The 21,227-nt window shown below is 52.7% G+C and carries 22 protein-coding genes; 10 read left to right on the plus strand and 12 right to left on the minus strand.

The genetic code is table 11. The annotated features are described in order from the left end of the window. Window positions 1-33: 33 nt before the first annotated feature. The 4 genes from pyrH to FOC66_RS07685 all read right to left on the minus strand — a co-directional run bounded on the left by pyrH (window position 34) and on the right by FOC66_RS07685 (window position 3,101). Window positions 34-753 carry a UMP kinase gene (gene pyrH / locus FOC66_RS07670; RefSeq protein WP_003708812.1) on the minus strand — a complete coding sequence of 240 codons (720 nt, stop codon included), beginning with the start codon at window positions 751-753 and terminating at the stop codon, window positions 34-36. 220 nt (window positions 754-973) lie between these two features. Then, complete coding sequence (tsf, locus tag FOC66_RS07675) at window positions 974-1,828, minus strand: translation elongation factor Ts (protein WP_003749417.1); 855 nt, start codon at window positions 1,826-1,828, stop codon at window positions 974-976. A gap of 123 nt (window positions 1,829-1,951) precedes the next feature. Next, window positions 1,952-2,680 carry a 30S ribosomal protein S2 gene (gene rpsB, locus FOC66_RS07680; protein ID WP_002258397.1) on the minus strand — a complete coding sequence of 243 codons (729 nt, stop codon included), beginning with the start codon at window positions 2,678-2,680 and terminating at the stop codon, window positions 1,952-1,954. A 178-nt stretch (window positions 2,681-2,858) separates the two neighbouring features. Beyond that, window positions 2,859-3,101 carry a hypothetical protein gene (locus FOC66_RS07685; protein WP_003749415.1) on the minus strand — a complete coding sequence of 81 codons (243 nt, stop codon included), beginning with the start codon at window positions 3,099-3,101 and terminating at the stop codon, window positions 2,859-2,861. Window positions 3,102-3,179: 78 nt separating this feature from the next. On the opposite strand from FOC66_RS07685, the gene FOC66_RS07690 reads away from it, so the two are divergent. Continuing rightward, a complete protein-coding gene (locus FOC66_RS07690) occupies window positions 3,180-3,773 on the plus strand; it encodes a 5-formyltetrahydrofolate cyclo-ligase (protein WP_003749412.1) in 594 nt (197 codons plus the stop codon). Between the two features lie 76 nt (window positions 3,774-3,849). On the opposite strand, the gene FOC66_RS07695 is transcribed toward FOC66_RS07690, so the two are convergent. From FOC66_RS07695 to amgK, 3 genes are all read right to left on the minus strand, one after another. Continuing rightward, the gene (locus FOC66_RS07695) at window positions 3,850-5,352 is read right to left on the minus strand and encodes a KAP family P-loop NTPase fold protein (protein ID WP_003749410.1); all 1,503 of its coding nucleotides are present in this window, start codon (window positions 5,350-5,352) and stop codon (window positions 3,850-3,852) included. Between the two features lie 128 nt (window positions 5,353-5,480). After that, entirely contained in the window at window positions 5,481-7,376 is a 1,896-nt protein-coding gene (gene mnmG / locus FOC66_RS07700; protein WP_003749408.1) for a tRNA uridine-5-carboxymethylaminomethyl(34) synthesis enzyme MnmG, read from the minus strand. Between the two features lie 84 nt (window positions 7,377-7,460). Next, entirely contained in the window at window positions 7,461-8,465 is a 1,005-nt protein-coding gene (gene amgK, locus FOC66_RS07705) for an N-acetylmuramate/N-acetylglucosamine kinase AmgK (protein WP_003749406.1), read from the minus strand. Between the two features lie 69 nt (window positions 8,466-8,534). Between amgK and FOC66_RS07710 the strand changes: the two genes are divergently transcribed. The 3 genes from FOC66_RS07710 (at window position 8,535) to FOC66_RS07720 (ending at window position 12,836) form a co-directional block, all read left to right on the plus strand. Further along, entirely contained in the window at window positions 8,535-10,934 is a 2,400-nt protein-coding gene (locus FOC66_RS07710) for an LPS-assembly protein LptD (protein WP_430224958.1), read from the plus strand. Beyond that, window positions 10,931-11,920, plus strand: coding sequence for a peptidylprolyl isomerase (locus tag FOC66_RS07715; protein WP_003749403.1), 990 nt, complete (start codon window positions 10,931-10,933; stop codon window positions 11,918-11,920). Before FOC66_RS07710 ends, FOC66_RS07715 begins: the two co-directional genes overlap by 4 nt. Before the next feature lie 106 nt (window positions 11,921-12,026). Beyond that, a complete protein-coding gene (locus FOC66_RS07720) occupies window positions 12,027-12,836 on the plus strand; it encodes an alpha/beta hydrolase (RefSeq protein WP_003749400.1) in 810 nt (269 codons plus the stop codon). 233 nt (window positions 12,837-13,069) lie between these two features. Here the strand turns inward: FOC66_RS07720 and FOC66_RS07725 are convergent, their stop codons facing one another. Together FOC66_RS07725 and rsmI are read right to left on the minus strand one after the other, a co-directional pair. Further along, complete coding sequence (locus FOC66_RS07725; RefSeq protein ID WP_003749398.1) at window positions 13,070-13,690, minus strand: DUF1269 domain-containing protein; 621 nt, start codon at window positions 13,688-13,690, stop codon at window positions 13,070-13,072. A 218-nt stretch (window positions 13,691-13,908) separates the two neighbouring features. Further along, window positions 13,909-14,796: a 16S rRNA (cytidine(1402)-2'-O)-methyltransferase gene (rsmI, locus tag FOC66_RS07730; RefSeq protein ID WP_003749396.1), complete on the minus strand. Its 888-nt coding sequence runs from the start codon at window positions 14,794-14,796 to the stop codon at window positions 13,909-13,911. Window positions 14,797-14,861: 65 nt separating this feature from the next. Between rsmI and FOC66_RS07735 the strand changes: the two genes are divergently transcribed. The 6 genes from FOC66_RS07735 to FOC66_RS07760 all read left to right on the plus strand — a co-directional run bounded on the left by FOC66_RS07735 (window position 14,862) and on the right by FOC66_RS07760 (window position 18,709). Further along, complete coding sequence (locus FOC66_RS07735) at window positions 14,862-15,209, plus strand: YraN family protein (protein WP_003749393.1); 348 nt, start codon at window positions 14,862-14,864, stop codon at window positions 15,207-15,209. Between the two features lie 4 nt (window positions 15,210-15,213). Continuing rightward, on the plus strand, window positions 15,214-15,807 hold the full coding sequence (locus FOC66_RS07740; protein WP_003749391.1) for a phosphoheptose isomerase: 594 nt from the start codon (window positions 15,214-15,216) through the stop codon (window positions 15,805-15,807). A gap of 73 nt (window positions 15,808-15,880) precedes the next feature. Further along, window positions 15,881-16,492, plus strand: coding sequence for a BON domain-containing protein (locus tag FOC66_RS07745; protein WP_003749389.1), 612 nt, complete (start codon window positions 15,881-15,883; stop codon window positions 16,490-16,492). Window positions 16,493-16,559: 67 nt separating this feature from the next. Continuing rightward, entirely contained in the window at window positions 16,560-17,165 is a 606-nt protein-coding gene (locus FOC66_RS07750) for a hypothetical protein (protein WP_003749387.1), read from the plus strand. 42 nt (window positions 17,166-17,207) lie between these two features. After that, window positions 17,208-18,008 (plus strand): type I methionyl aminopeptidase, encoded by an 801-nt coding sequence (map, locus tag FOC66_RS07755; protein WP_225905510.1) that lies wholly within the window; start codon window positions 17,208-17,210, stop codon window positions 18,006-18,008. A 404-nt stretch (window positions 18,009-18,412) separates the two neighbouring features. Further along, window positions 18,413-18,709: a helix-turn-helix domain-containing protein gene (locus tag FOC66_RS07760; protein ID WP_003680641.1), complete on the plus strand. Its 297-nt coding sequence runs from the start codon at window positions 18,413-18,415 to the stop codon at window positions 18,707-18,709. A 94-nt stretch (window positions 18,710-18,803) separates the two neighbouring features. Here the strand turns inward: FOC66_RS07760 and FOC66_RS07765 are convergent, their stop codons facing one another. The 3 genes from FOC66_RS07765 to FOC66_RS07775 are packed head-to-tail and all read right to left on the minus strand — an operon-like array spanning window position 18,804 to window position 21,192. Next, window positions 18,804-19,754, minus strand: coding sequence for a YheT family hydrolase (locus FOC66_RS07765; RefSeq protein ID WP_003749383.1), 951 nt, complete (start codon window positions 19,752-19,754; stop codon window positions 18,804-18,806). A gap of 11 nt (window positions 19,755-19,765) precedes the next feature. Further along, entirely contained in the window at window positions 19,766-20,392 is a 627-nt protein-coding gene (locus FOC66_RS07770; RefSeq protein ID WP_003749381.1) for a phosphatase PAP2 family protein, read from the minus strand. Then, window positions 20,392-21,192, minus strand: coding sequence for a competence/damage-inducible protein A (locus FOC66_RS07775; RefSeq protein WP_003749379.1), 801 nt, complete (start codon window positions 21,190-21,192; stop codon window positions 20,392-20,394). The genes FOC66_RS07770 and FOC66_RS07775 overlap by 1 nt, the downstream gene beginning before the upstream one ends. Window positions 21,193-21,227: the final 35 nt, after the last annotated feature.

Genomic DNA, 21,227 nt, shown 5'->3' on the forward strand with positions numbered 1-21,227 from the left:
CCCGTTCGGCTGTTTCAGACGGCCTTTCAATGATTAGCAGTGAACCAGCGTACCTTCGTTTTCGCCGGTTACCACGCGTTTGAGCGAGCCTTCTTTAGCAATACCGAAAACCACGATATTGAGTTTGCGTTCGCGGCAGAGGGCGAAGGCGGTGGCATCCATCACTTTGAGGTTTTTCAACAAGGCTTCGTCAAAAGTAATGGTTTCATAGCGTGTTGCCGATGGATCTTTTTTCGGGTCTGCGGTGTATACGCCGTCCACGTTAGTAGCTTTGAGCATCACGTCGCAGTTCATTTCCGCACCGCGCAATGCGGCGGCAGTGTCGGTTGTGAAGAACGGATTACCGGTACCGGCGGCAAAAATCACGACTTTGCCTTCTTCCAAATATTGAATGGCTTTAGGACGGGCGTAAGTTTCAGCGATTTGCTGCATAGACAGTGCGGATTGTACGCGCGCTTTAATGCCCAAGGTTTCAAATGCGTCTTTGAGTGCCAACGCGTTCATCACGGTTGCCATCATGCCCATGTAGTCGGCAGTGGCGCGGTCCATGCTGCCTGCTTGTGCAGATACGCCGCGGAAAATGTTACCGCCGCCGACAACGATACCGACTTGCACGCCCATTCTCACGATTTCGGCAATTTCGCCGACAGTTTGAACGATGGTATCGTGATTGATGCCGAATGGATCAGAGCCCATCAGGGATTCGCCGGAGAGTTTCAGTAATACGCGTTTGTATTTGATTTGCTGTGTCATGGGATACCTTGCTTTCTTGAATGTCGTCGGTCGGAGTTCGGGCCGTCTGAATTTTCAAACGGTCGGAATATTAATGATAGAGTGTGTCGGTTTATTATTGTTTTGGTTTTCAGACGGCCTGAATATTCGGCCGTCTTAAATTAGGTACCGTAAACGGTTTTCTCAAAAAAAAGCACCCTGATTCGTTTGGAATCTAGGTGCTTTCTTTTTCATAAGTGCCTTACACTTTAGCAGCGGCAGCAACTTCGGCCGCGTAGTCAACAACGGCTTTCTCGATACCGTCGCCTACTTTGTAGCGTACGAAGCTGATTACTTCAGTGCCGTTTTCTTTAGCGAATTGGGCAACAGTTTGGTCAGGGTTCATCACGAATGCTTGGCCGTTCAGAGTGATTTCAGCCAAGAATTTGCGGATACGGCCTTCAACCATTTTAGCGGCGATTTCGGCAGGTTTGCCGGAAGCAATGGCTTGCTCGGTGTAGATGTGGCGTTCTTTTTCGATGGTTTCGGCATCTACTTCGGCTTCAGATACGCATTGAGGTTTGGCGGCAACGATGTGCATACCGATTTTGCGTGCTACGTCTTCAGAGCCTTTGTACTCAACCAATACGCCTTCGGTAGCCAAAGCACCGTGGATGTAGGCAACCAGTTGGTTGGCAGTGTCGATCACTTGGAAGCGGCGAACAGACATGTTTTCGCCCAATTTAGCGATGATGGCTTTACGTTCTGCTTCAACCAGTTCGCTCAGTTCTTCAACAGAAGCCGGTTTTTTCTCGGCAGCAGTTTTAGCAACGAAGTTGGCAAATTCTACGAAGCCCGCGTCTTTGGCAACGAAGTCGGTTTCGCAGTTTACTTCAACCAATGCGCCGACATTGCCGTTGATCGCGTAAGCCAATACGCCTTCGGCAGCAGTACGGCCGGCTAGTTTACCGGCTTTCGCACCGGATTTAATACGCAGGATTTCTTCGGCTTTGTCGAAGTTGCCTTCGGCTTCAACCAAGGCTTTTTTGCATTCCATCATGCCCAGGCCGGTAGCGGCGCGCAGGTCGGCAACCATTTTTGCAGTAATTTCTGCCATTTTGAATCTCCTAGATTTTTGGGAACACGGCCATTGCCGTGTTTGGAAATAGTGGCCGTCTGAAACGGATTTCAGAACGGGATTTGAGAAAAGGGGCATAACGCCCCTCTTCCGTGTACCGAATTACTCGGCAGCAGCTTCTTGGGCAGCGGCTACAGTTTCTTGCAGCGCTTGGTTTTTACCTTCCAAAACTGCGTCGGCGATGCCGCGGCAGTACAGGCGGATGGCTTTGGCGGAGTCATCGTTACCAGGGATAACGTATTTCACGCCGTCAGGGCTGTTGTTGGTATCGACTACGGCGATAACAGGGATGCCCAGTTTTTCAGCCTCAACCAGAGTACCTTTTTGGTAGCCGGTATCGATAACGAAAATCGCGTCAGGCAGGCCTTTCATGTTTTTGATACCGCCCAAAGAACGTTCCAGTTTTTCAACGTCGCGTTGCATTTCCAGAATTTCTTTTTTGTTGAAACCGCCTTCAGCAGCGTTTTCCAGGGCAGCAGTTTTTTCTTCCAGGCGTTTGATGGATTGCTTAACGGTTTTGTAGTTGGTCAGCATACCGCCCAACCAACGGTGATCAACGAAAGGCATACCGGCACGGGTAGCTTCTTCGCGGATGATGTCGCGGGCTTGGCGTTTGGTACCTACGAACAATACTGTACCTTTGTTGGCAACCAGACGGCGTACGGCTTCTTGCGCCTCTTGGAACATCGGCAGGGTTTTTTCCAAGTTTACGATATGGATTTTGTTGCGCGCACCGAAAATGTATTGGGCCATTTTCGGGTTCCAGAAACGGGTTTGGTGACCGAAGTGAACACCGGCTTCAATCATCTGACGCATAGTAATTTGAGACATGTTATTTCCTTGAAAGGGTTAAAGAGCACACATTCAATCGCATAGAACTTGATAGGCGGCGCCTATTGTCAAGCACCCTTCGGCGAAAGTGGGCATAAGTTTTAAAAAAATAAAAGCGTGTTTCCGAAATGGAAAACTGACGGATTATAGCGGATAAGAGGCCGTCTGAAAAGGGATTTTATACCTTCCCGTCCTGTTTTTCACCCGCTTGTACCGCCTTTTGGCGGGCCGCTTCAAACTCCGCCTGCTCCTGCCGTTTCATCAGGCGGTTGCGGCGGCGGATGGTCACGACAAAGACCGTAAACACAGTGGGTAACACTGCCCAAAAAACCAAATAAATCAACGCGCGCGCAATACTCGGCTGCGCGGCGGAAAACATCACGGCAACAAAAAGATAGCCGATGGCGACAATGTGCCACATCGTGTGCGTCCTGTTTGAATGTTAACAAAATCGTTATAATCGCAACATTCTACCGCAATCCCGAAAGGCCGTCTGAAAATGAGGAATCCCGAAAAATCGGCACTACGCAAACAGTTCCGCCGCGCACGCGCCCAAATGAGCGCCGACGAGCGTAACGCCGCCACCGAAACCATCAACCGCCTGCTCAAGCCCTACATCAAAAAAGGACGGAAAATCGGCGTGTATTGGCCGATGGGCAAGGAATTGCGATTGGACGGCTTTGTCCGTGCCGCACAAAAACGCGGCGCAAAACTCTACCTGCCCTATATCGAACCTCACACGCGGCGGATGTGGTTCACCCCCTACCCTGCCGACGGCGCCAAACAAGAACGCAAACGCGGCCGCGCCAAATTGCACGTCCCCCAATTCACCGGCAAAAAAATCCGCGTCCACCAACTCAGCCTATTGCTGGTCCCCATCGTCGGCATCGACAAACGCGGCTACCGCCTCGGACAAGCCGGCGGCTATTACGACGCCACCCTCTCCGCCATGAAATACCGCCTGCAAACCCAAACCCTGGGCGTAGGCTTCGGCTGCCAACTGACCGACACCTTGCCGACCGAACCCCACGACATCCCCCTAAACGACTTTGTCTCCGAGCTTGGCGTATTGAAATTCAGACGGCGTCGATAGGACAATTATCGGTTTATTAAAATGATTAGAGGCCGTCTGAAACCTGATTTTTGGGGTTTCAGACGTCTTTTTATCTTTAGTTTTTTTCAAGATTTAAAATCTGGATAGTATCTTTTAAGGCAGATACAACATCAGCCTCATCGCTAAACTCACAATCATTTTCTATGTTGAAGAATTTCTTACGTATGCATTCTCTCCACATTTCTTCATCAGGAAATCTTTCATAATTAGAATATTTACTTTCTTCTTTATAACTTACTAATTCTCCCATCTTCGCTGCATATAGAATTAACATTGCCGCAAGTATGTTTGCCGTTGTAAATGCAGAATCAATATTCCATTCATTAAAATACTCTAAAGAATTAATGTTAAATAATTGGGCAAAGTCTCTAGCATATATTAGATCTTTATCAAGATTATTAGCTATTTTTGGAAAAAAACAAAAAATAAATACACCTGTAAAACGTATAATTGCATCTTTCCGTACAGTTTCGCTACTGAATTCACCATTCAAAGAGTAATATATCTCTAAAAACCGGACTAATCGTTCCGTTTCCCTAAGCGATATATTGTTCCGTTCTATCATATCGCTAATAAAATATATTGTTTCATTATGTTCTTCAATTAAACCTCGTAGTTTATCAGCCATATGACTATTCCGTATCAACTGTTTGAAATATTCAACTGAAACCAACGCCCATCCTGCCTCAACCTGAGCCACAACCTTCTCTGGCAAGGCAAAGCTATATTTTAAAAACTTATCCAAGTATTTTTGCGCATCCACCTCTGCGCCGTACCGATGATTAATCGCCGCGCGCAGTTGCTTGGTATTCGTAACCAGCACGACTTTGACGTTTTCAATATCAAAGACATGCTTGATAACTTCCAGCATATCAACCGCATAATCGGGACGGCAACGATCGAGTTCATCGATAAACAGGATAATCGGTTTGTCCGCTGCCAATTCTTTCAGGCAGGCTTTGAGCGTTTCCAGATTTTTTTCCGCTTCGATTTGCTCTTTCAATAAGGCTTCGACGGTTGCATCAATAGTCACATCAATGGAATGACTGGCAAGTGCGGTGGCAGCGCCAGCTACAGTTGCTGCCGCATTTTTTGCTTCTTGCCCATCATTTATAATTTGGCTCATTCCTTCCTCTAAATCTTCCAAATTTTGCTTTAGGACATGACCAACCGCTGCTTTAGCAACGGTTTTCATCACGAATCCTGCTGCTCTTGCAACTTTCCTCGTAATATTTTTGCGTTTTTCAGACGGCTGTCCGTCGGTATCTTCAGGTGTACAGGTTTTGATGATTTCAGCAAGCAATGCCAGCAGAGGCTCTCCGCTGTGGTCTGAACGGAAGGCATCGATATAGACAGGCTGGTAATCGGGATGTTGCTGCTGCATAAGCCGAATCAGTTTTTGGCAAAATTCGGTTTTGCCCGTTCCCCAACCACCGTCGATAACCATAGGAGAAAGGTCGATGGGCGATGTCAGCAACTTGATGATGTTTTCGGCTATCGGCTTACGGTTAAATTCGTCATGTGTATCAAACGTTTTTTCTAAAATTTGAGTTTCCATATTATCCCTTTGTCTGTCATAGGTTTTGTGCAACGTATTTTACCCTGTCATCAGTTTTTATGTTTTTGCTCTTTAAAATTCAAAAAGGCCGTCTGAGACTTTCAGACGGCCTTTATTCAAATTAACCCTTACTTGGCATCTTTAAACCCGCGTTTCAAATGCACCATCAGCAACGCCACCGCCGCAGGGGTTACGCCGGAAATTCGGCTGGCTTGGCCGACGGTTTCGGGTTTGTGCTGGTTGAGCTTTTGCTGCACTTCTGCCGATAGACCTTTGACTTTGCTGTAATCGATGTCGTCGGGCAGCTTTAAGGTTTCAATGTCGCGGCGGCTGTCGATTTCTTCGTTTTGGCGGTCGATATAGCCTTGGTATTTGACTTGAATTTCTACTTGTTCGACCACGCTGTCGGCAAGTGCGGTTTCAGGTTGTGCGTCGGGCAGGGTCATCAGTGCGGCGTAGTCGAGGTTCGGGCGGCGCAGGAGGTCGTGCAGGTTGGCTTCGCGGCTGAGTTTTTGGCCGAATACGCGGATTTGCTCGTCTTCGGCGAGTTTTTGCGGCGTGTACCACGTTGTTTTCAAACGTTGGATTTCGCGTTCGATGGCTTCGCGTTTTTCGTTGAACATGCGCCATTGTTCTTCGCCCACCAAGCCGATTTTGTAGCCGTCTTCGGTCAGGCGCATGTCGGCGTTGTCTTCCCTGAGTTGCAGGCGGTATTCGGCGCGGCTGGTGAACATGCGGTAGGGTTCGTTCACGCCTTTGGTGATGAGGTCGTCCACCAATACGCCGAGATAGGCTTGTTCGCGGCGCAGCAGGAGCGGGTCTTGTTCGCGGACGTATTGTACGGCGTTCGCGCCTGCGAGCAGGCCTTGCGCTGCGGCTTCTTCGTAGCCGGTCGTGCCGTTGATTTGTCCGGCGAAGAAGAGGCCTTGGATGGTTTTGGTTTCGAGGCTGGCTTTGAGGTTGCGCGGGTCGAAGTAGTCGTATTCGATGGCGTAGCCGGGGCGCAGGATATGGGCGTTTTCGAGGCCTTTCATGCTGCGCACGAGCGCAATTTGGATGTCGAACGGCAGGCTGGTGGAGATACCGTTTGGATAGTATTCGTGCGTGGTCAGGCCTTCGGGTTCGAGGAAAATCTGGTGGCTGTCTTTGTCGGCGAAGCGGTTGATTTTGTCTTCGATAGACGGGCAGTAGCGCGGGCCGACACCTTCGATTTTGCCGGTGAACATGGGGCTGCGGTCGAAGCCTGAGCGGATGATTTCGTGGGTTTGCGTGTTGGTATGCGTAATCCAGCAGGACACTTGGCGCGGGTGCATATCGGCGCTGCCGCGTACGGACATTACGGGCACAGGCGTGTCGCCGGGCTGTTCGGTAAGCTGGGAGAAGTCAATCGTGCGTCCGTCGATGCGTGGCGGCGTGCCGGTTTTCAGACGGCCTTGAGGCAGGTTCAATTCGCGCAAACGGCCGCCCAAGGATTTGGCGGCAGGATCGCCGGCGCGGCCGCCTTCGTAGTTTTCCAAACCGATGTGGATTTTGCCGGACAAAAACGTGCCGGCGGTCAACACGACGGCGCTTGCTTTAAACTCCACGCCCATCGCGGTGACCACGCCGCTGATGCGTTCTCCGTCGAGCGTTACGTCTTCGACGGCTTGTTGGAAAAGCTCCAGATTTTCTTGGTTTTCCAGCATTTCGCGGATGGCGGCTTTATATAGGATACGGTCGGCCTGCGCGCGCGTGGCTCGCACGGCCGCGCCTTTGCTGGCGTTCAAGCGGCGGAACTGGATACTGGATTTGTCGGTGGCCAACGCCATTGCGCCGCCCAATGCGTCGAGTTCGCGCACAAGGTGGCCTTTGCCGATGCCGCCGATGGAGGGGTTGCACGACATTTGACCGAGGGTTTCGATGTTGTGCGAAAGCAGCAGGGTTTGCGCACCCATGCGTGCGGCGGCAAGCGCGGCTTCGGTACCGGCATGGCCGCCGCCGACGACAATCACGTCGTAGGTTTTGGGGTAAATCATGTAAGTCATTTTTATGTGTTCTGTAAAGGTTTCAGACGGCCTTTTGTTGATCAGGCCGTCTGAAAAGTGGAATCAAATCTTAAAAAACCAAGCTTAGAAGGTATAGCCTGTTTCCAATTCGTCATCGCCGACCAATTCGACCAGCAATGCATAAAGCGGCGCCAAATCGTTGTAACGGCGGGATACGCGGCGCAGGTAGTTCAAGAAGCGCGGGATTTCCGGGCGGTATTTGTCTTTGCCGTCGCGGTAGTACAGGCGGGCAAAAATACCGGCCACTTTCAAATGGCGTTGTACGCCCATCCATTCAAACCAACGGTAGAACTCGTCAAACTCGGCAGGCACAGGCAACTCGGCAGCGCGTGCTTTTTCCCAGTAACGGATGACCAAGTCCAATACAAATTCTTCTTCCCATTCGATAAACGCATCGCGCAGCAGCGACACCAAATCATAGGAAATCGGGCCGTAAAGCGCGTCTTGGAAGTCCAACACGCCCGGGCGACCTTTTGCCAGCATCAGGTTGCGGACGATAAAGTCGCGGTGGACATACACTTTGGGCTGCGCCAACAGGGGCGGCAGCAGCGTATCGACGGTTTGCTGCCACAACTGGCGTTGCTTGAAGGTCAGCTCGCGGCCCAATTCTTTGGCCACAAACCATTCGGGGAACAAGTTAATCTCGCGCAGCATGACTTCGCGGTCGTATTCCGGCAGTTTGCCGGGCTGGCTGGCCTTTTGCAGCTCGATCAGTTCGTCGATGGCTTCGAGCAGCAGGGCTTTGTGGGCGGTTTCGCTGTTTTCCTGATTCATGGCGGTCAGGAATGTGGTGTTGCCCAAATCGTTCAACACCATAAAGCCCAATGCTTCATCCACATGAAGCACTTGCGGCACATTGACCATATTAAACAATTTTTGCACTTTCAAATACGGTGCAACACTCATCTTCTCAGGAGGCGCATCCATACAGATGACGGTTTGGCCGTCTGAAAACGTCGCGCGGAAATAACGGCGGAAGTCGGCATCGGCTGCCGCAAAGCTCAATTCGAACGGCTGGTTCGGGTAAACAGACTCCAGCCAGTTTTGTAATTCGGTTTGTCGTTGCATAGCGGTATCGCAGAATTTCAGGTTACAATAACCGCTATTCTAACTGGCAAACCGATTTAAGGGGCGATTTTGGCTCGTTTATTTTCACTCAAACCCTTGGTACTCGCCTTAATTATGGGCTTTGGCGCAACAACCGTGCGCGCGGAAGATGCTTCTGTTCCGCAGGCGGAAGACTATACCCCTGCCCACACCGCCGCATCCAAACCGGCAAAAACCGGCCAAAGCGAAGCCGATCCGCTTTCCTTGGGCAGCACTTGCCTGTTTTGCGACCACAAAGATGCCAAGCCGGCCGAAACCGCCGAAATCAAACGCAGCGGCGAGCCTGCCCTGCCTGCCGATTACACCCGCGTCAACGCCGATAAAATAGAAGGTCAGACCCAAGTCGGCGTCCGTGCCGAAGGCGACGTCATTGTCGAGCGCAATGCCGATGTTCTCAACGCCGATTGGGCGCAATACGACCAAGCCGCCGATACCGTTACCGCCGGCGACCGCTTTACCCTGTATCAAAACGGTTCGACCGTATCCGGCGACCAATTGGTTTACAACCTCAAAAACCAAACCGGTTCCGGCACTGCCGTGCGCCTCAATACCGAGCAAGGCAGCAGCCGCCTTCAAAGTGTCAGCGAAAAAGCCGAACTCAAAGGTAAAGGCCTCTACAAACTCATCAACACCAAATTCAATACCTGTTCGCCCGGCGATGCCAGCTGGTATATCCAAGCGCAAAGCATCGAAGCCGATGAATCGACAGGTATCGGCGTGGCCAAACACGCTTCGCTGGTATTCGGCGGCGTACCCGTCCTCTACACGCCTTGGGCGGACTTCCCCATCAACGGCAACCGCAAAAGCGGCCTGCTCGTTCCGACCATTGCCACCGGTTCAGACGGCCTTGAGCTGAGCCTGCCCTACTACTTCAACCTTGCGCCGAATTTGGATGCCACCATCCGCCCGGGCATCATCAGCAAACGCGGCGTGCAACTGGGCGGCCAAGTCCGTTATCTGCAACCGAATTACAGCGGCGAAGTCGATGGCGACTGGATGCCGAACGACCAAAAAAGCGTCCACAACAACCGCTACCAGTTCAAATGGAAACACCAGCAGCAGCTGAACAGCAAAATCAGCGGCGGCATCAACTACAACCAAGTTTCCGACGACGATTACTACCGCGACTTCTACGGCCGCGAAGACATCGCGCGCAACGTCAACCTCGACCGTCAGGCATGGCTCAATTACAGCGACAAACTGCTAGGCGGCAGCTTTGACGGCTCGTTGCGCGTACAAAAATACCAAACGCTGGCCAACCAAGACGGCTATAAAGACGAACCTTATGCCATCATGCCCCGCCTGACCGGCCGTTGGCAAAGCCATCTCGGCAAAGCGCAACTCAACGTGTTCGGCCAATTCACCCGTTTTGACCACGATACCAAGCAAGACGGCAGCCGCGTGGTACTCTACCCGAGCGTCAAATGGGATTTCCACAACCAATGGGGCTACATCCGACCTAAAGTCGGCGTACACGCCACTTATTACAGCCTCAACAGCTTCAACGGTCAAAGCGGCCGCAATGTCAGCCGCGTCCTGCCGATTATCAACGTCGACAGCGGCCTGACTTTCGAGCGCAGGGCCCGGCTCTTCGGCGGAGAATACCTGCAAACACTCGAACCACGCCTGTTTTACAACTACATTCCGACCAAGTCCCAAAACGACCTGCCCAATTTTGACAGCTCCGAAAACAGCTTTACCTATTCGCAACTGTTCCGCGAAAACCTGTATTCCGGCAACGACCGCATCAATTCGGCCAACAGCCTGACGCTGGCCACACAAAGCCGCATCCTCAACCCCAACACCGGTGCGGAACTCTTCCGTGCAGGTATCGGCCAAAAATTTTATTTCAAAAAAGACAACGTCCTGCCTGACGGCAACGTCAGCAATTATCCGCGCAGCCAATCCGACTGGGTAGCCTTTGCACACGGCAACATTACCCCGAGCATCCGCATCGACTTGGACATCCACTACAACCAAAACCAAAGCCGTGCCGAAAGCTACGCCGCAGGGATTGCCTACAACCCCGAACCCGGCAAAGTCTTAAGCGCGCGCTACAAATACGGACGCAACGAGCGTATCTATCTGCAAGCCAACGGCGACTATTTCTATGACAAACTCAGCCAAGTCGACCTTGCCGCCCAATGGCCGTTGAGCAAAAACCTGTACGCCGTCGCCCGTTACAACTACGAAATAGAAGCCAAAAAACCGCTGGAAATGCTCATCGGTGCAGAATACAAAAGCAACTGCGGCTGCTGGAGCGCAAGCTTGGTCGGCCAACGCTATGTTACCGGCGAAAACAGCCACAAAAACGCCGTATTCTTCAACCTCCAACTCAAAGACTTGAGCAATATCGGCAACAACCCATTCGAAAAACTCCGCTTAGCCATTCCCGGTTACAGCAAAACCAACGAGGTAGTCAAACAATGAACTTCAAACCCCTGATTCTCGTCGCCGCACTCACTCTCGCAGTAGGCGCACACGCCGCCCCTAAAGCCAAAGTAGGCAAAGCGCGCGCAGCCAAAGCCCCTGCCGTCAGCGCCACCACCATGCCTGCCGTACAAAGCGGCGTACATCTTTCAGACGGCATTGCCGCGGTTGTCGATAATGAAGTCATTACCCACCGTCAAGTAGAACAAGCCGTGGCACAAGCGCGTCAAACCATGCCGAAAGGCACACAAATGGACGCCAACGAGCTGCGCCAACAGGTCTTGGCACAAATGATCAACCAATCCCTGATCCTCCAAGCCGGCAAACGCCGCAACATCCAAGCGACCGATAGCGAAATCGAAGCCGTCATCGCGCACAACCCCAACATCAAAAATCCGTCTGCCGCCGTCCGTCAAGACATCGCCGACAGCATTATTGTTGAAAAAGTGCGCCAACAGGCCATCATGCAAAACAGCCGCGTGAGCGACTCCGAAGTGGCACGCTACATCGAGCAGGCCAAACAACAAGGCATCACCCTGCCCGAAGCCGACCCTGTGCGCCAATATCATGCCCAACACATCCTCATTAAAGCCGACAACGACAATGCCGCCGTCGGCGCAGAAAGCACCATCCGCAAAATCTACTCACAAGCCCGCAGCGGCGCAGATTTCGGCGGTTTGGCACGCCAATACTCGCAAGACAGCAGCGCCGGCAATGGCGGCGATTTAGGCTGGTTTGCCGACGGCATGATGGTTGCCCCATTTGAAGAAGCCGTCCACAAACTCAAACCCGGCCAAATCAGCGCCCCTGTCCGCACCCAATTCGGCTGGCACATCATCAAGCTGAACGACGTCCGCGAAGCAGGTACGCCTGAAGAGCGCCAACAAAACGCCGTCCGCCAATACCTGTCCCAACAAAAAGCGCAACAGGCGACCACCAACCTCCTGCGCGAACTGCACAGCAGCTCCTACGTTGACGTACGCTAATTGCGCGTATTGTTAAAAAGGCAGAAATCCGTACAATAAGGCCGTCTGAAAACCATTGTTCAGACGGCCTTTTCCCTTAAGCAACCATTGATTAAAGCACCCCATCATGTCCATCCGTCCTAACTGGCAAGCCGCCACCCTGCTGCAAGCCGAAGAAACCGCCCTTACTTCCGCCCACACCGGCCGCACCTACCGCATTCAAGCCGCGGCACTCGGCGAACGTCCGGCAAGCGGCTATCCCGTGCTGTATATTCTTGACGGGGATGCCTTTTTCCCCGCCATCCTCAATATGGCGCAATCCCTGCTCATCAACCCCATCACCAAAAGCCATGCCGCCTGTCTGATTGTCGGCATCGGCTACACCGGCGGCACCATCCGCGACTTAAGCCAACGCGCCCTCGACTACACGCCGCCGCTGCCCGATAACGCGCCCGAATCCGAACGCAAACAATACGGCCAGGCCGACCGCTTCAGCCACTTTATCGATGACGAACTCTCCGCCCTGCTCGACAGCAAATACCGCATCGATACCCAAAACCAAGCCGTCTTCGGCCATTCGTTCGGCGCACTGTACGGCCTCTATTCCCTGTTCACCCGTCCCGAACGATTCCGCCATTATTTACTGGTTTCGCCGTCTATCTGGTGGCAAGAGCGCCGCGTACTCGATTGGCTGCCCGACGCTTTGCCGCAAGGAATCGGCATCCGCCTTGGCGCAGGCGAACATGAAGGCAGAAACAACCGTCCCGACCAAACCAGCCGCGGCATGGTCGCACAAGCCAAAATCCTTGCCGGCACTTTGCACCACCTCGGCGCAGATGTCCGCTTCACCCTCTACCCCAACGCCAATCACGGCAACGCCCCGTTTTACGCCCTGACCGACTGCATCGAATATTTGCGCAGCGCATGGCAGCGTTGAAGCAGGTTTGCCAAACATCGCGGCCGTCTGAAACGCAAACTTAGAAGCGTATTGAACCTATTGGATCAATCTAAAATCCAATTATAAAAAGGCCGAGACCTTTGCAAAGGTCTCGGGGCATGAAAAAGGGAGAGGCTACCTGAAAAATAGATTTTCAGGTAGCCTCAAACTGGTTTGGCATGCATCCGAAACGGAAAATTTGAGCGGTTACATACCTTGGGTTGGTGGCAGTGTTATTTCAACTTGGCTGCCAATTCGTCGAATTTTTGTTTGATGTCGGCCTTGAAGGCTTCCACTTTCTCTTTGCGTTCGGCTTTGCGCTGTTTTTTCCACGCTTCGTGTGCCTGACGTGCCACTTCTTCCTGCGCTTCTATTGCTGCCAATACGTCCTGTTGGGCAACGGCTACATCTTGTCGGAGAATAACGGTTTTGAAACGGTGGAAGAAAGCATCCAATACAGCTTCGTTGGATTCTTGCGCCAAAATAATGATCGCAGTACTGCCGTTATCCAGTTTTTTGGCTGTATTTTCTAGCAACGCCCCCTCTCCCAATGTTTGGGCAGTGCCTACATCACTGCCGATGAGTGCGCCAGTAGCTCCACCCAACAGAACACCGATAGGACCGCCGAGGATGCCGACCAGCGAACCAATGAGGCCGCCCGTCCATGTGCCTTCGACCGTATTGGCGGTAAAGTCGGTGCTTTCTGCTGGGATAATCAGACCATTTTCCTTTTTAACCAAAACGGCTTGTGCCACCAAAGCATCTGTTGTCTGCGAGTAAGCTTTCAATTCAGAAAAGGCTTGATAAGCTTCGCTGGAGATGTTGAATAAAGCAACGATGATGTTTTGTTTCATAAGTCCACTCCCGTAGATTGAAAGATTTAAGAACATACTAGTTGTATGCAGTGTCATTGTAAATTACAAGGGGGGGGGAGCAATGCGGCAAACAGAACTTTACCTATATAAAGCCTGTAGAACCGGCAAACGGATAACGAACAATACCCAGCCTTTTGCCTGTAGGAAATCGTCGCATTGTTCACACCACAAGTTGAGAAAAATAAGCCTGCAAGACCTCAAGCGTCGTCTGAAATCCGTTTCCACTCCAACGCTAAATCGTACAAGGTTTTTTTGCTTTCGCCGGTAATCTTGGCGGCAAGCTCGGCGGCTTGTTTGGTCGGCAACTCGGCCGCAAGGATTTTCATGGTATTTTGCGCCGCCTCGGGCAAATCGCTGTGCTTCTCTTTCACGGCAGGATGCAACACCAGCACCATCTCGCCACGTGTTTGGTTGCTGTCGTTTTTGAGGGCGGTTTGGATTTCGGCAACCGTGCCGCTGAGGAAAGTTTCAAATGTTTTGGTGATTTCGCGCGCCAAAGTCAAACGGCGTTCGGGGAACTGCGCGGCCATATCCGCAAGGCTTGCTTCGATACGGTGCGGCGTTTCAAACATCACAATCGGAAAATTGGCTTCCGCCCATTTGGCCAGCAGCTTTTGGCGTTCGCCGGCCTTAGGCGGCAGGAAACCATTGAAATAAAAATCGGATTCCGTCACACCGGCCACGCTCAACGCCCCCATGACCGCGCTTGCGCCGACCACAGGCACTACTTTAAATCCGGCTTCGTGCACGCGGGCGGCAAGTTTCGCACCGGGATCGCAAACAGCAGGCGTACCCGCATCCGAAACTTGGGCGACGCTCAGGCCGTCTGAAAGATGGGCGATGATTTTATCGGCCATTTGTTGCTCGTTGTGTTCGCGCACGCTCACGAGTTTGCCCTGAATGCCGTACGCACTCAAAAGCTGGGCGGTAACACGGGTGTCCTCGGCGCAGATAATGTCAGCCTTTTGCAGCACGGCCAGCGCGCGCAACGTTATGTCGGCTAAATTGCCGATGGGTGTGGCGACAACGTATAATGTCTGTTTTTCGATGCTGTCGACGGCTTTTTGCAGGTGTTTTGTGTACATAGATTCAAGGCCGTCTGAAACGGCGTCTCTTTAAAAACAATAATTATATAACGGGTAAACTTTTCATGCGCTTAAACCACAAACAGGGGGCGGCGGCCGAAGATGCGGCGCTGGCATTCCTGCTGGGCAAAGGCTGCTCGCTGCTGGCGCGGAACTGGCATTGCGCCTACGGCGAAATCGATTTAATTGTCAAAAACGGCGGTATGATTGTGTTTGTTGAAGTAAAATACCGCAAAAACCGAGGTTTCGGTGGTGCCGCATACAGCATCTCGCCGTCCAAATTATTGAAATTGCAACGAAGTGTAGAGTATTATCTGCAAAAGCACGGGTTAAACCATGCGCCCTGCCGCCTGGACGCGGTACTGATCGAGGGCGACGGCCAACCCGAATGGATTCAAAATATTACAGGTTAACCTCATGACAACATTACAAGAACGCGTTTCCGCGCATTTTGCCGAGAGCATCCGCGCCAAGCAGGAAGCCGAAAAAGTACTGGTCGAGCCGACCGCACAGGCTGCCGAGCTGATGCTGCAATGCCTGATGAACGACGGCAAAATCCTGGCCTGCGGCAACGGTGGTTCGGCTGCCGACGCACAACACTTCGCCGCAGAAATGACCGGCCGTTTTGAAAAAGAACGCATGGAATTGGCCGCTGTCGCGCTGACGACAGACACTTCCGCCCTGACCGCCATCGGCAACGACTACGGTTTCGACCATGTATTCAGCAAACAAGTGCGCGCGCTCGGACGTGCCGGCGACGTATTGGTCGGCATCTCCACCTCCGGCAATTCCGCCAACGTCATCGAAGCCATCAAAGCGGCACACGAGCGCGACATGCACGTCATCGCCATGACCGGCCGCGACGGCGGAAAAATCGCCGCCATGCTCAAAGATACCGACGTTTTGCTCAACGTCCCTTATCCGCGTACTGCCCGCATTCAGGAAAACCATATTTTGCTGATTCACGCCATGTGCGACTGCATCGACTCCGTCCTGCTTGAAGGCATGTAACCCTTTCTTTTCAGACGGCACATCCCTTAAAGGCCGTCTGAACGCCCAACCGTCCATACCCAAGGAAAAGGATATGAAGAATATCAAACGCTACGCCCTCCCCGTTCTGACCGCGACCCTCTTGAGCCTGAGTCTGAGCGGCTGCGTCGGCGCACTGATCGGCGGTGCAGCCGTCGGCACCAAATCCGCCGTCGACCGCCGCACCACAGGCGCGCAAACCGACGACAACGTTATGGCACTGCGCGTCGAAACCACCGCACGCTCCTACCTGCGCCAAAACAACCAAGTCCAAGGCTACACGCCCAAACTGAACGTTGTCGGCTACAACCGCCACCTGCTCCTGCTCGGCCAAGTGGCTACCGAAGGTGAAAAACAATTTGTTGAACGCATCGCCCGTTCCGAACAAGCCGCAGAAGGCGTGTACAACTACATCACCGTGGCCTCACAAGCGCGTTCGCTCGGTGACGTGACCAACGATACTTGGGGCACATCCAAAGTCCGCGCGACCCTATTGGGCCTCAGCCCGGCCACCCAGGCACGCGTTAAAATCGTGACTTACGGCAACGTGACCTATGTGATGGGTATCCTCACCCCTGACGAGCAAGCCCGCGTGACCCAAAAAGTCAGCACGACCGTCGGCGTACAAAAAGTCGTGACCCTCTATCAAAACTACGTTGCCAACTGATTCACAGGCAACCCGGGGCCGTCTGAATATTCAGACGGCCATTCCTCCAACGATTACCCAACCCATCATGTCAAAGAATAATAAAACCCCTTTCCAACTTAAGCCCAAACACCTAATCCGCGCTTTATTCCTTGTCAGCTTTATCGCCGTTGCCGCCCTTGTCGCCGGCGTATTCAGTACCCTAAACTCAGGCAAAACCGACGTACCCGAAAAAAGTCCTGCCGAACAAACCGACACACGCATCGAAGTTTGGCGCCCCAACGGCGCAGTCGAACCTGAAACCGTTCAGCCTACCAAAGACGGCGACGCAAAAACCGCCTCCGGCAATCCTGTCGTTCCACAAAACGAAAAAGGCGAAAAAGCGGAAGAAGGTGTAAAAAACGACCGCCCCGCTGCACACCGCGGCAAACGCACAGAAAACAAACGCACTGAAACCGACAAATCAGAAAACACACAATCCGACAACAACAGCTCTGCCACTCAAAACAAACCTAAAGCAGACAGCCAGCCGGTAGAAAACAAAGCCGCAAGCAACAAACCTACCGCACAAGCAGCAGAAAACAAACCGGCAAAAGCCAAAGCCCCCGAGTCCAAACCGACTCCGAAAGCCGAGCCTGAGGCCAAACCACAAGCCAAACCGCGCAATAAAGACAATCTCGACAACCTGTTTTAAACAGACGGCATACCCGTCCCGTTCAGACGACCTCCATGCCGTCTGAAACAAGAAGGAAACCTCATGGACAAAGTCATCATCAAAACCCCCGAAGAAATCGAAAAAATGCGCGAACTCGGCCGCTTGGTCGCCGAAGCCCTCGATTACATCGGCCAATTCGTCAAACCCGGCGTAACCACCAACGAAATCGACAAACTCGTTTACGACTACCACGTCAACGTCCAAGGCGGTTATCCGGCCCCCCTCAACTACGGCAACCCGCCCTACCCGAAATCCTGCTGCACCTCCGTCAACCACGTCATCTGCCACGGCATTCCCGATGACAAGCCGCTGAAAGAAGGCGACATCGTCAACATCGACCTAACCATCAAAAAAGACGGTTTCCACGGCGACTCCAGCCGTATGTTTACAGTCGGCAAAGTCTCCCCGATTGCCCAACGCCTGATCGACGTGACCCACGCCTCCATGATGGCAGGTATCGAAGCGGTCAAACCCGGCGCTACCCTCGGCGATGTCGGCTATGCCTGCCAACAGGTTGCCGAAAATGCCGGCTACTCCGTAGTACAGGAATTCTGCGGACACGGCATCGGCCGCGGTTTCCACGAAGCGCCGCAAGTGGTCCACTACGGCCGCAAAGGTGAGGGCCTCGTCCTCAAACCGGGCATGATTTTCACCATCGAGCCGATGATCAACCAAGGCAAACGCCATCTGCGTATCCTGAACGACGGTTGGACAGTGGTCACCAAAGACCGCTCCCTCTCCGCCCAATGGGAACACGAAGTTTTGGTTACCGAAACCGGCTACGAAATCCTCACCGTCAGCCCTGCCAGCGGTAAGCCTTAACCTTGAAAAAACCTTCAGGCCGTCTGAAAACATAGATTCAGACGGCCTAAAATTTATTCGCATTCTCAATCCAGAAAACCGAATAAAAACTCGAAATTAAGTTTTTACCCATATTGAATTGTTTAATTATGTAAAAATTTGCTTATGCCATATCTAAGATAAACGCATAATTTAATGATTTATATAACAAAATTTTACTGAAATAATGAATTAAGAAATATTTACACAAATTATGGCAGACAGCAGAAAACTTCTTTCGAATATACTGTCTAATTATCTAGATCAGCCATTTGCAATACGCCCACATATCACCCCAAAAAACAATAGGGAAAAGGATGCCGGCATTCTTGCAGACCTTTTTTATGCCTAATGGCATACACTAAATACCACAATAAGGAAGATTCATGAAATCGTTCGAAAAAATTGAAAATATCCGCGATATCCGTAAAAAACTCGGCCTGAACCAAATGGACTTCTGGAGTCGCATTGGTGTGACTCAATCCGGTGGTTCCCGTTACGAATCCGGCCGCAATATGCCTAAACCTGTACGCGAATTGCTGCGTTTGGTACACATCGAGCGCGTAGATTTGGCTAAAGTCAACCGTGACGACTTGGCCGTTGCGTCCTTGCTGAAAAACCGCGACCCTGAGTTGTACGCTTCTCTGAAAAAAGAAGCCAAAGCCGACAACAAAGGCAAATAATCAAGCCATTCAAAAGGCCGTCTGAAACTTGTTTTCAGACGGCCTTTTTACTTTCTACACTCTAAGGACATGTCGCATACATGTCCTTTTCCATTTACGGCTGATACTGTTTGAAATAGTCCAACACGGTTTGCGGCAGCCATTGCAGATTCAGACGGCCCCGATCGCGGCTGACAAAGCCGACATGACCGCCATATGCCGGTTGCAGCAGCGTAACGGCCGAGGACACGTCCCGCCCGGTCGGCAGGACTTCCGGCGGCAGGAAGGGGTCGTTGACGGCATTGAGCAGCAGCAACGGCGTATCCACGCCTTTCAGAAACGGCTTGCAGGAATTGCGGCGGTAGTAATCGTGGCGGTCGGCAAAACCGTGAAGCGGCGCGGTAAAGCGGTCGTCAAAATCGCCAAGCGTTTTGCAGTTTTGCCGGCTCAAGGCCGTCTGAAACTGAGGAATCGCTCGGGCTTTCGGCAGCAGCGAATTCAAAAAATAACGCGTGTAAATCAGTCGCGTCATGCCCTGATCAAAACGCGTACCGGCCGCCACGGCATCAACCGGCGCGGAAACGACGGCAGAAGCGCGCGGAACGGCATTGCTGCCCTGCTCACCCAAATATTTGGCCAAGGCATTGCCCCCCAAAGAAACGCCGACGGCGTAAATGGTTGAATAGCGTCGGGCAAGCGTGTTGAGCATAAAGGCGATTTCGGGCGTATCGCCGAGGTGGTAGAACACGGGCGCGGTGTTTGCGATGCCGCCGCAACTGCGGAAATGGGCAACCACGCCGTTCCAACCGCGCTGCTGCACGGCTTTCATCAGCTCGACCGCGTAATGGCTCTCGCTGCTGCCTTCCAATCCGTGGAACAAAACCACCAGCGGCGCATCGGGGTCGGCGCTGTCGACAAAATCGTAGGCAACTTGGGTTTTGCCGGTGCTGTCGGGCAGAAGCTCGCGGCGGTAGTCGGGCGCCTTGCCTTGCAGCAACTTGGCAAACAGAGTGTCGGCGTGGCCGTTTCTGAGCCAATAAGGCGTGTTGGGTGAACGTGTATTCATAATTATTTCTTCTATTTTTCAGACGGCCTGAAGATGAGCATATACACCAGCAAAGCAGTCAGCGTGCCGTTTGTCCAGCCCGCCCAAACGTCGGTGGGATAATGCACGCCCAAATAAACGCGTGAAAACCCGGTCAACAGGGCAAAGGCAATACCGGCCACCCAAGCGGCGCGGCGGTAGCACGTGCGGCGGCAAAGCAATATCAGCATGACGGCAATGGCGGCGGAAAACGTACTGTGGCCGCTGGGGAAGGAAAAATTGCTCTCTTCAATCAGGCGCGGCCAAAGCAGCGGGCGTTCGCGGGCAAACCATACCTTCACAATCAGCATGTTCACAGTCGGCACCAATGCCGCCAACACGCAAAACAGTGCTTCGCGCTTCTTATCGGCAAAATACAGGGCGGCGGCAACCGCGCCGATCAGCGGCACGGCAATCGCGGTTTTGCCCAGATAGTGCAACACGGTGGCAATCGGATCAAACCATGTGCCCGCATGGGCATGGACAGCGTGCATCAGCGGCGGCTCGAAAGCAAAGCCGCCATATTGCGCCAGCCAAATGCCGATGATGAGGGTCGGCGGCAAAAACAGCAAAGAGGCAAAAGTCAGTGCGCGTCTGGATTGGGCTGGGGATAAGTGCATTATTCCACCGTTTCTTTCAAAGTCGCGCCAATCGCCTGCAAGCCCTGCAACGCATCTTCCCACGCAGCATCCAGCAAGCGGCAGGCCTCGCCTTCCGCTTTGATGCCGAACTCGATATGCGGCGGAATATAACGGCCGTCTGAAGCGGTACGGCCCACGGTGGGCAGACTGTACGAACGGATACCGGCGTAGGTATGTTCAAGATGTTCCATAATCGGCGTAATGCGCGATTCGGGTTGGTCGAACACATACACGCTGCGGCTGCCGCGTTCGGTTTGGTTGAAGCGGTCGGCGTAATAAGTCTCCAATACCCATTCGGCCATCGGGTGCGCCATCACGGGGAAGCCGGGGAAGAAATAATGCCCGCGGATGGAAAATCCGGCGATGTTGTTAAACGGATTGGGCACCAATTCCGCGCCTTCGGGAAAATCCGCCATTTTCAGGCGTTGGGCGTGTTCCGGCGAATCAAGCGGCTCGCCGCGTTTCAGGGTTACGCCTTCGATAAACTTGGCGGCTTCAGGATGACGGACGACGGGCAAATCCAAAGCAGCCGCGGCGGCTTGGCGCGTGTGGTCGTCAGGCGTAGAGCCGATGCCGCCGGTAACGAAAGTCGGCAGGCCGTCTGAAAAGCTGCGGCGCAGTTGTTTGACCAGCAAATCGGGCTCGTCAGGCAGGTATTGCACCTGATTGAGTTTCAGCCCGTGCGATTCCAATAAAGATTTGAAAAAGGCGAAATGCTTGTCTTGGCGGCTGCCGTGCAGGATTTCGTCGCCGATGATGATGAGGTTAAAAGCGTTCATGATGAGGTTTCTTTAATGCGGCCTTCGAACATTCA

The organism is Neisseria mucosa (assembly GCF_013267835.1).
Classification (GTDB): domain Bacteria; phylum Pseudomonadota; class Gammaproteobacteria; order Burkholderiales; family Neisseriaceae; genus Neisseria.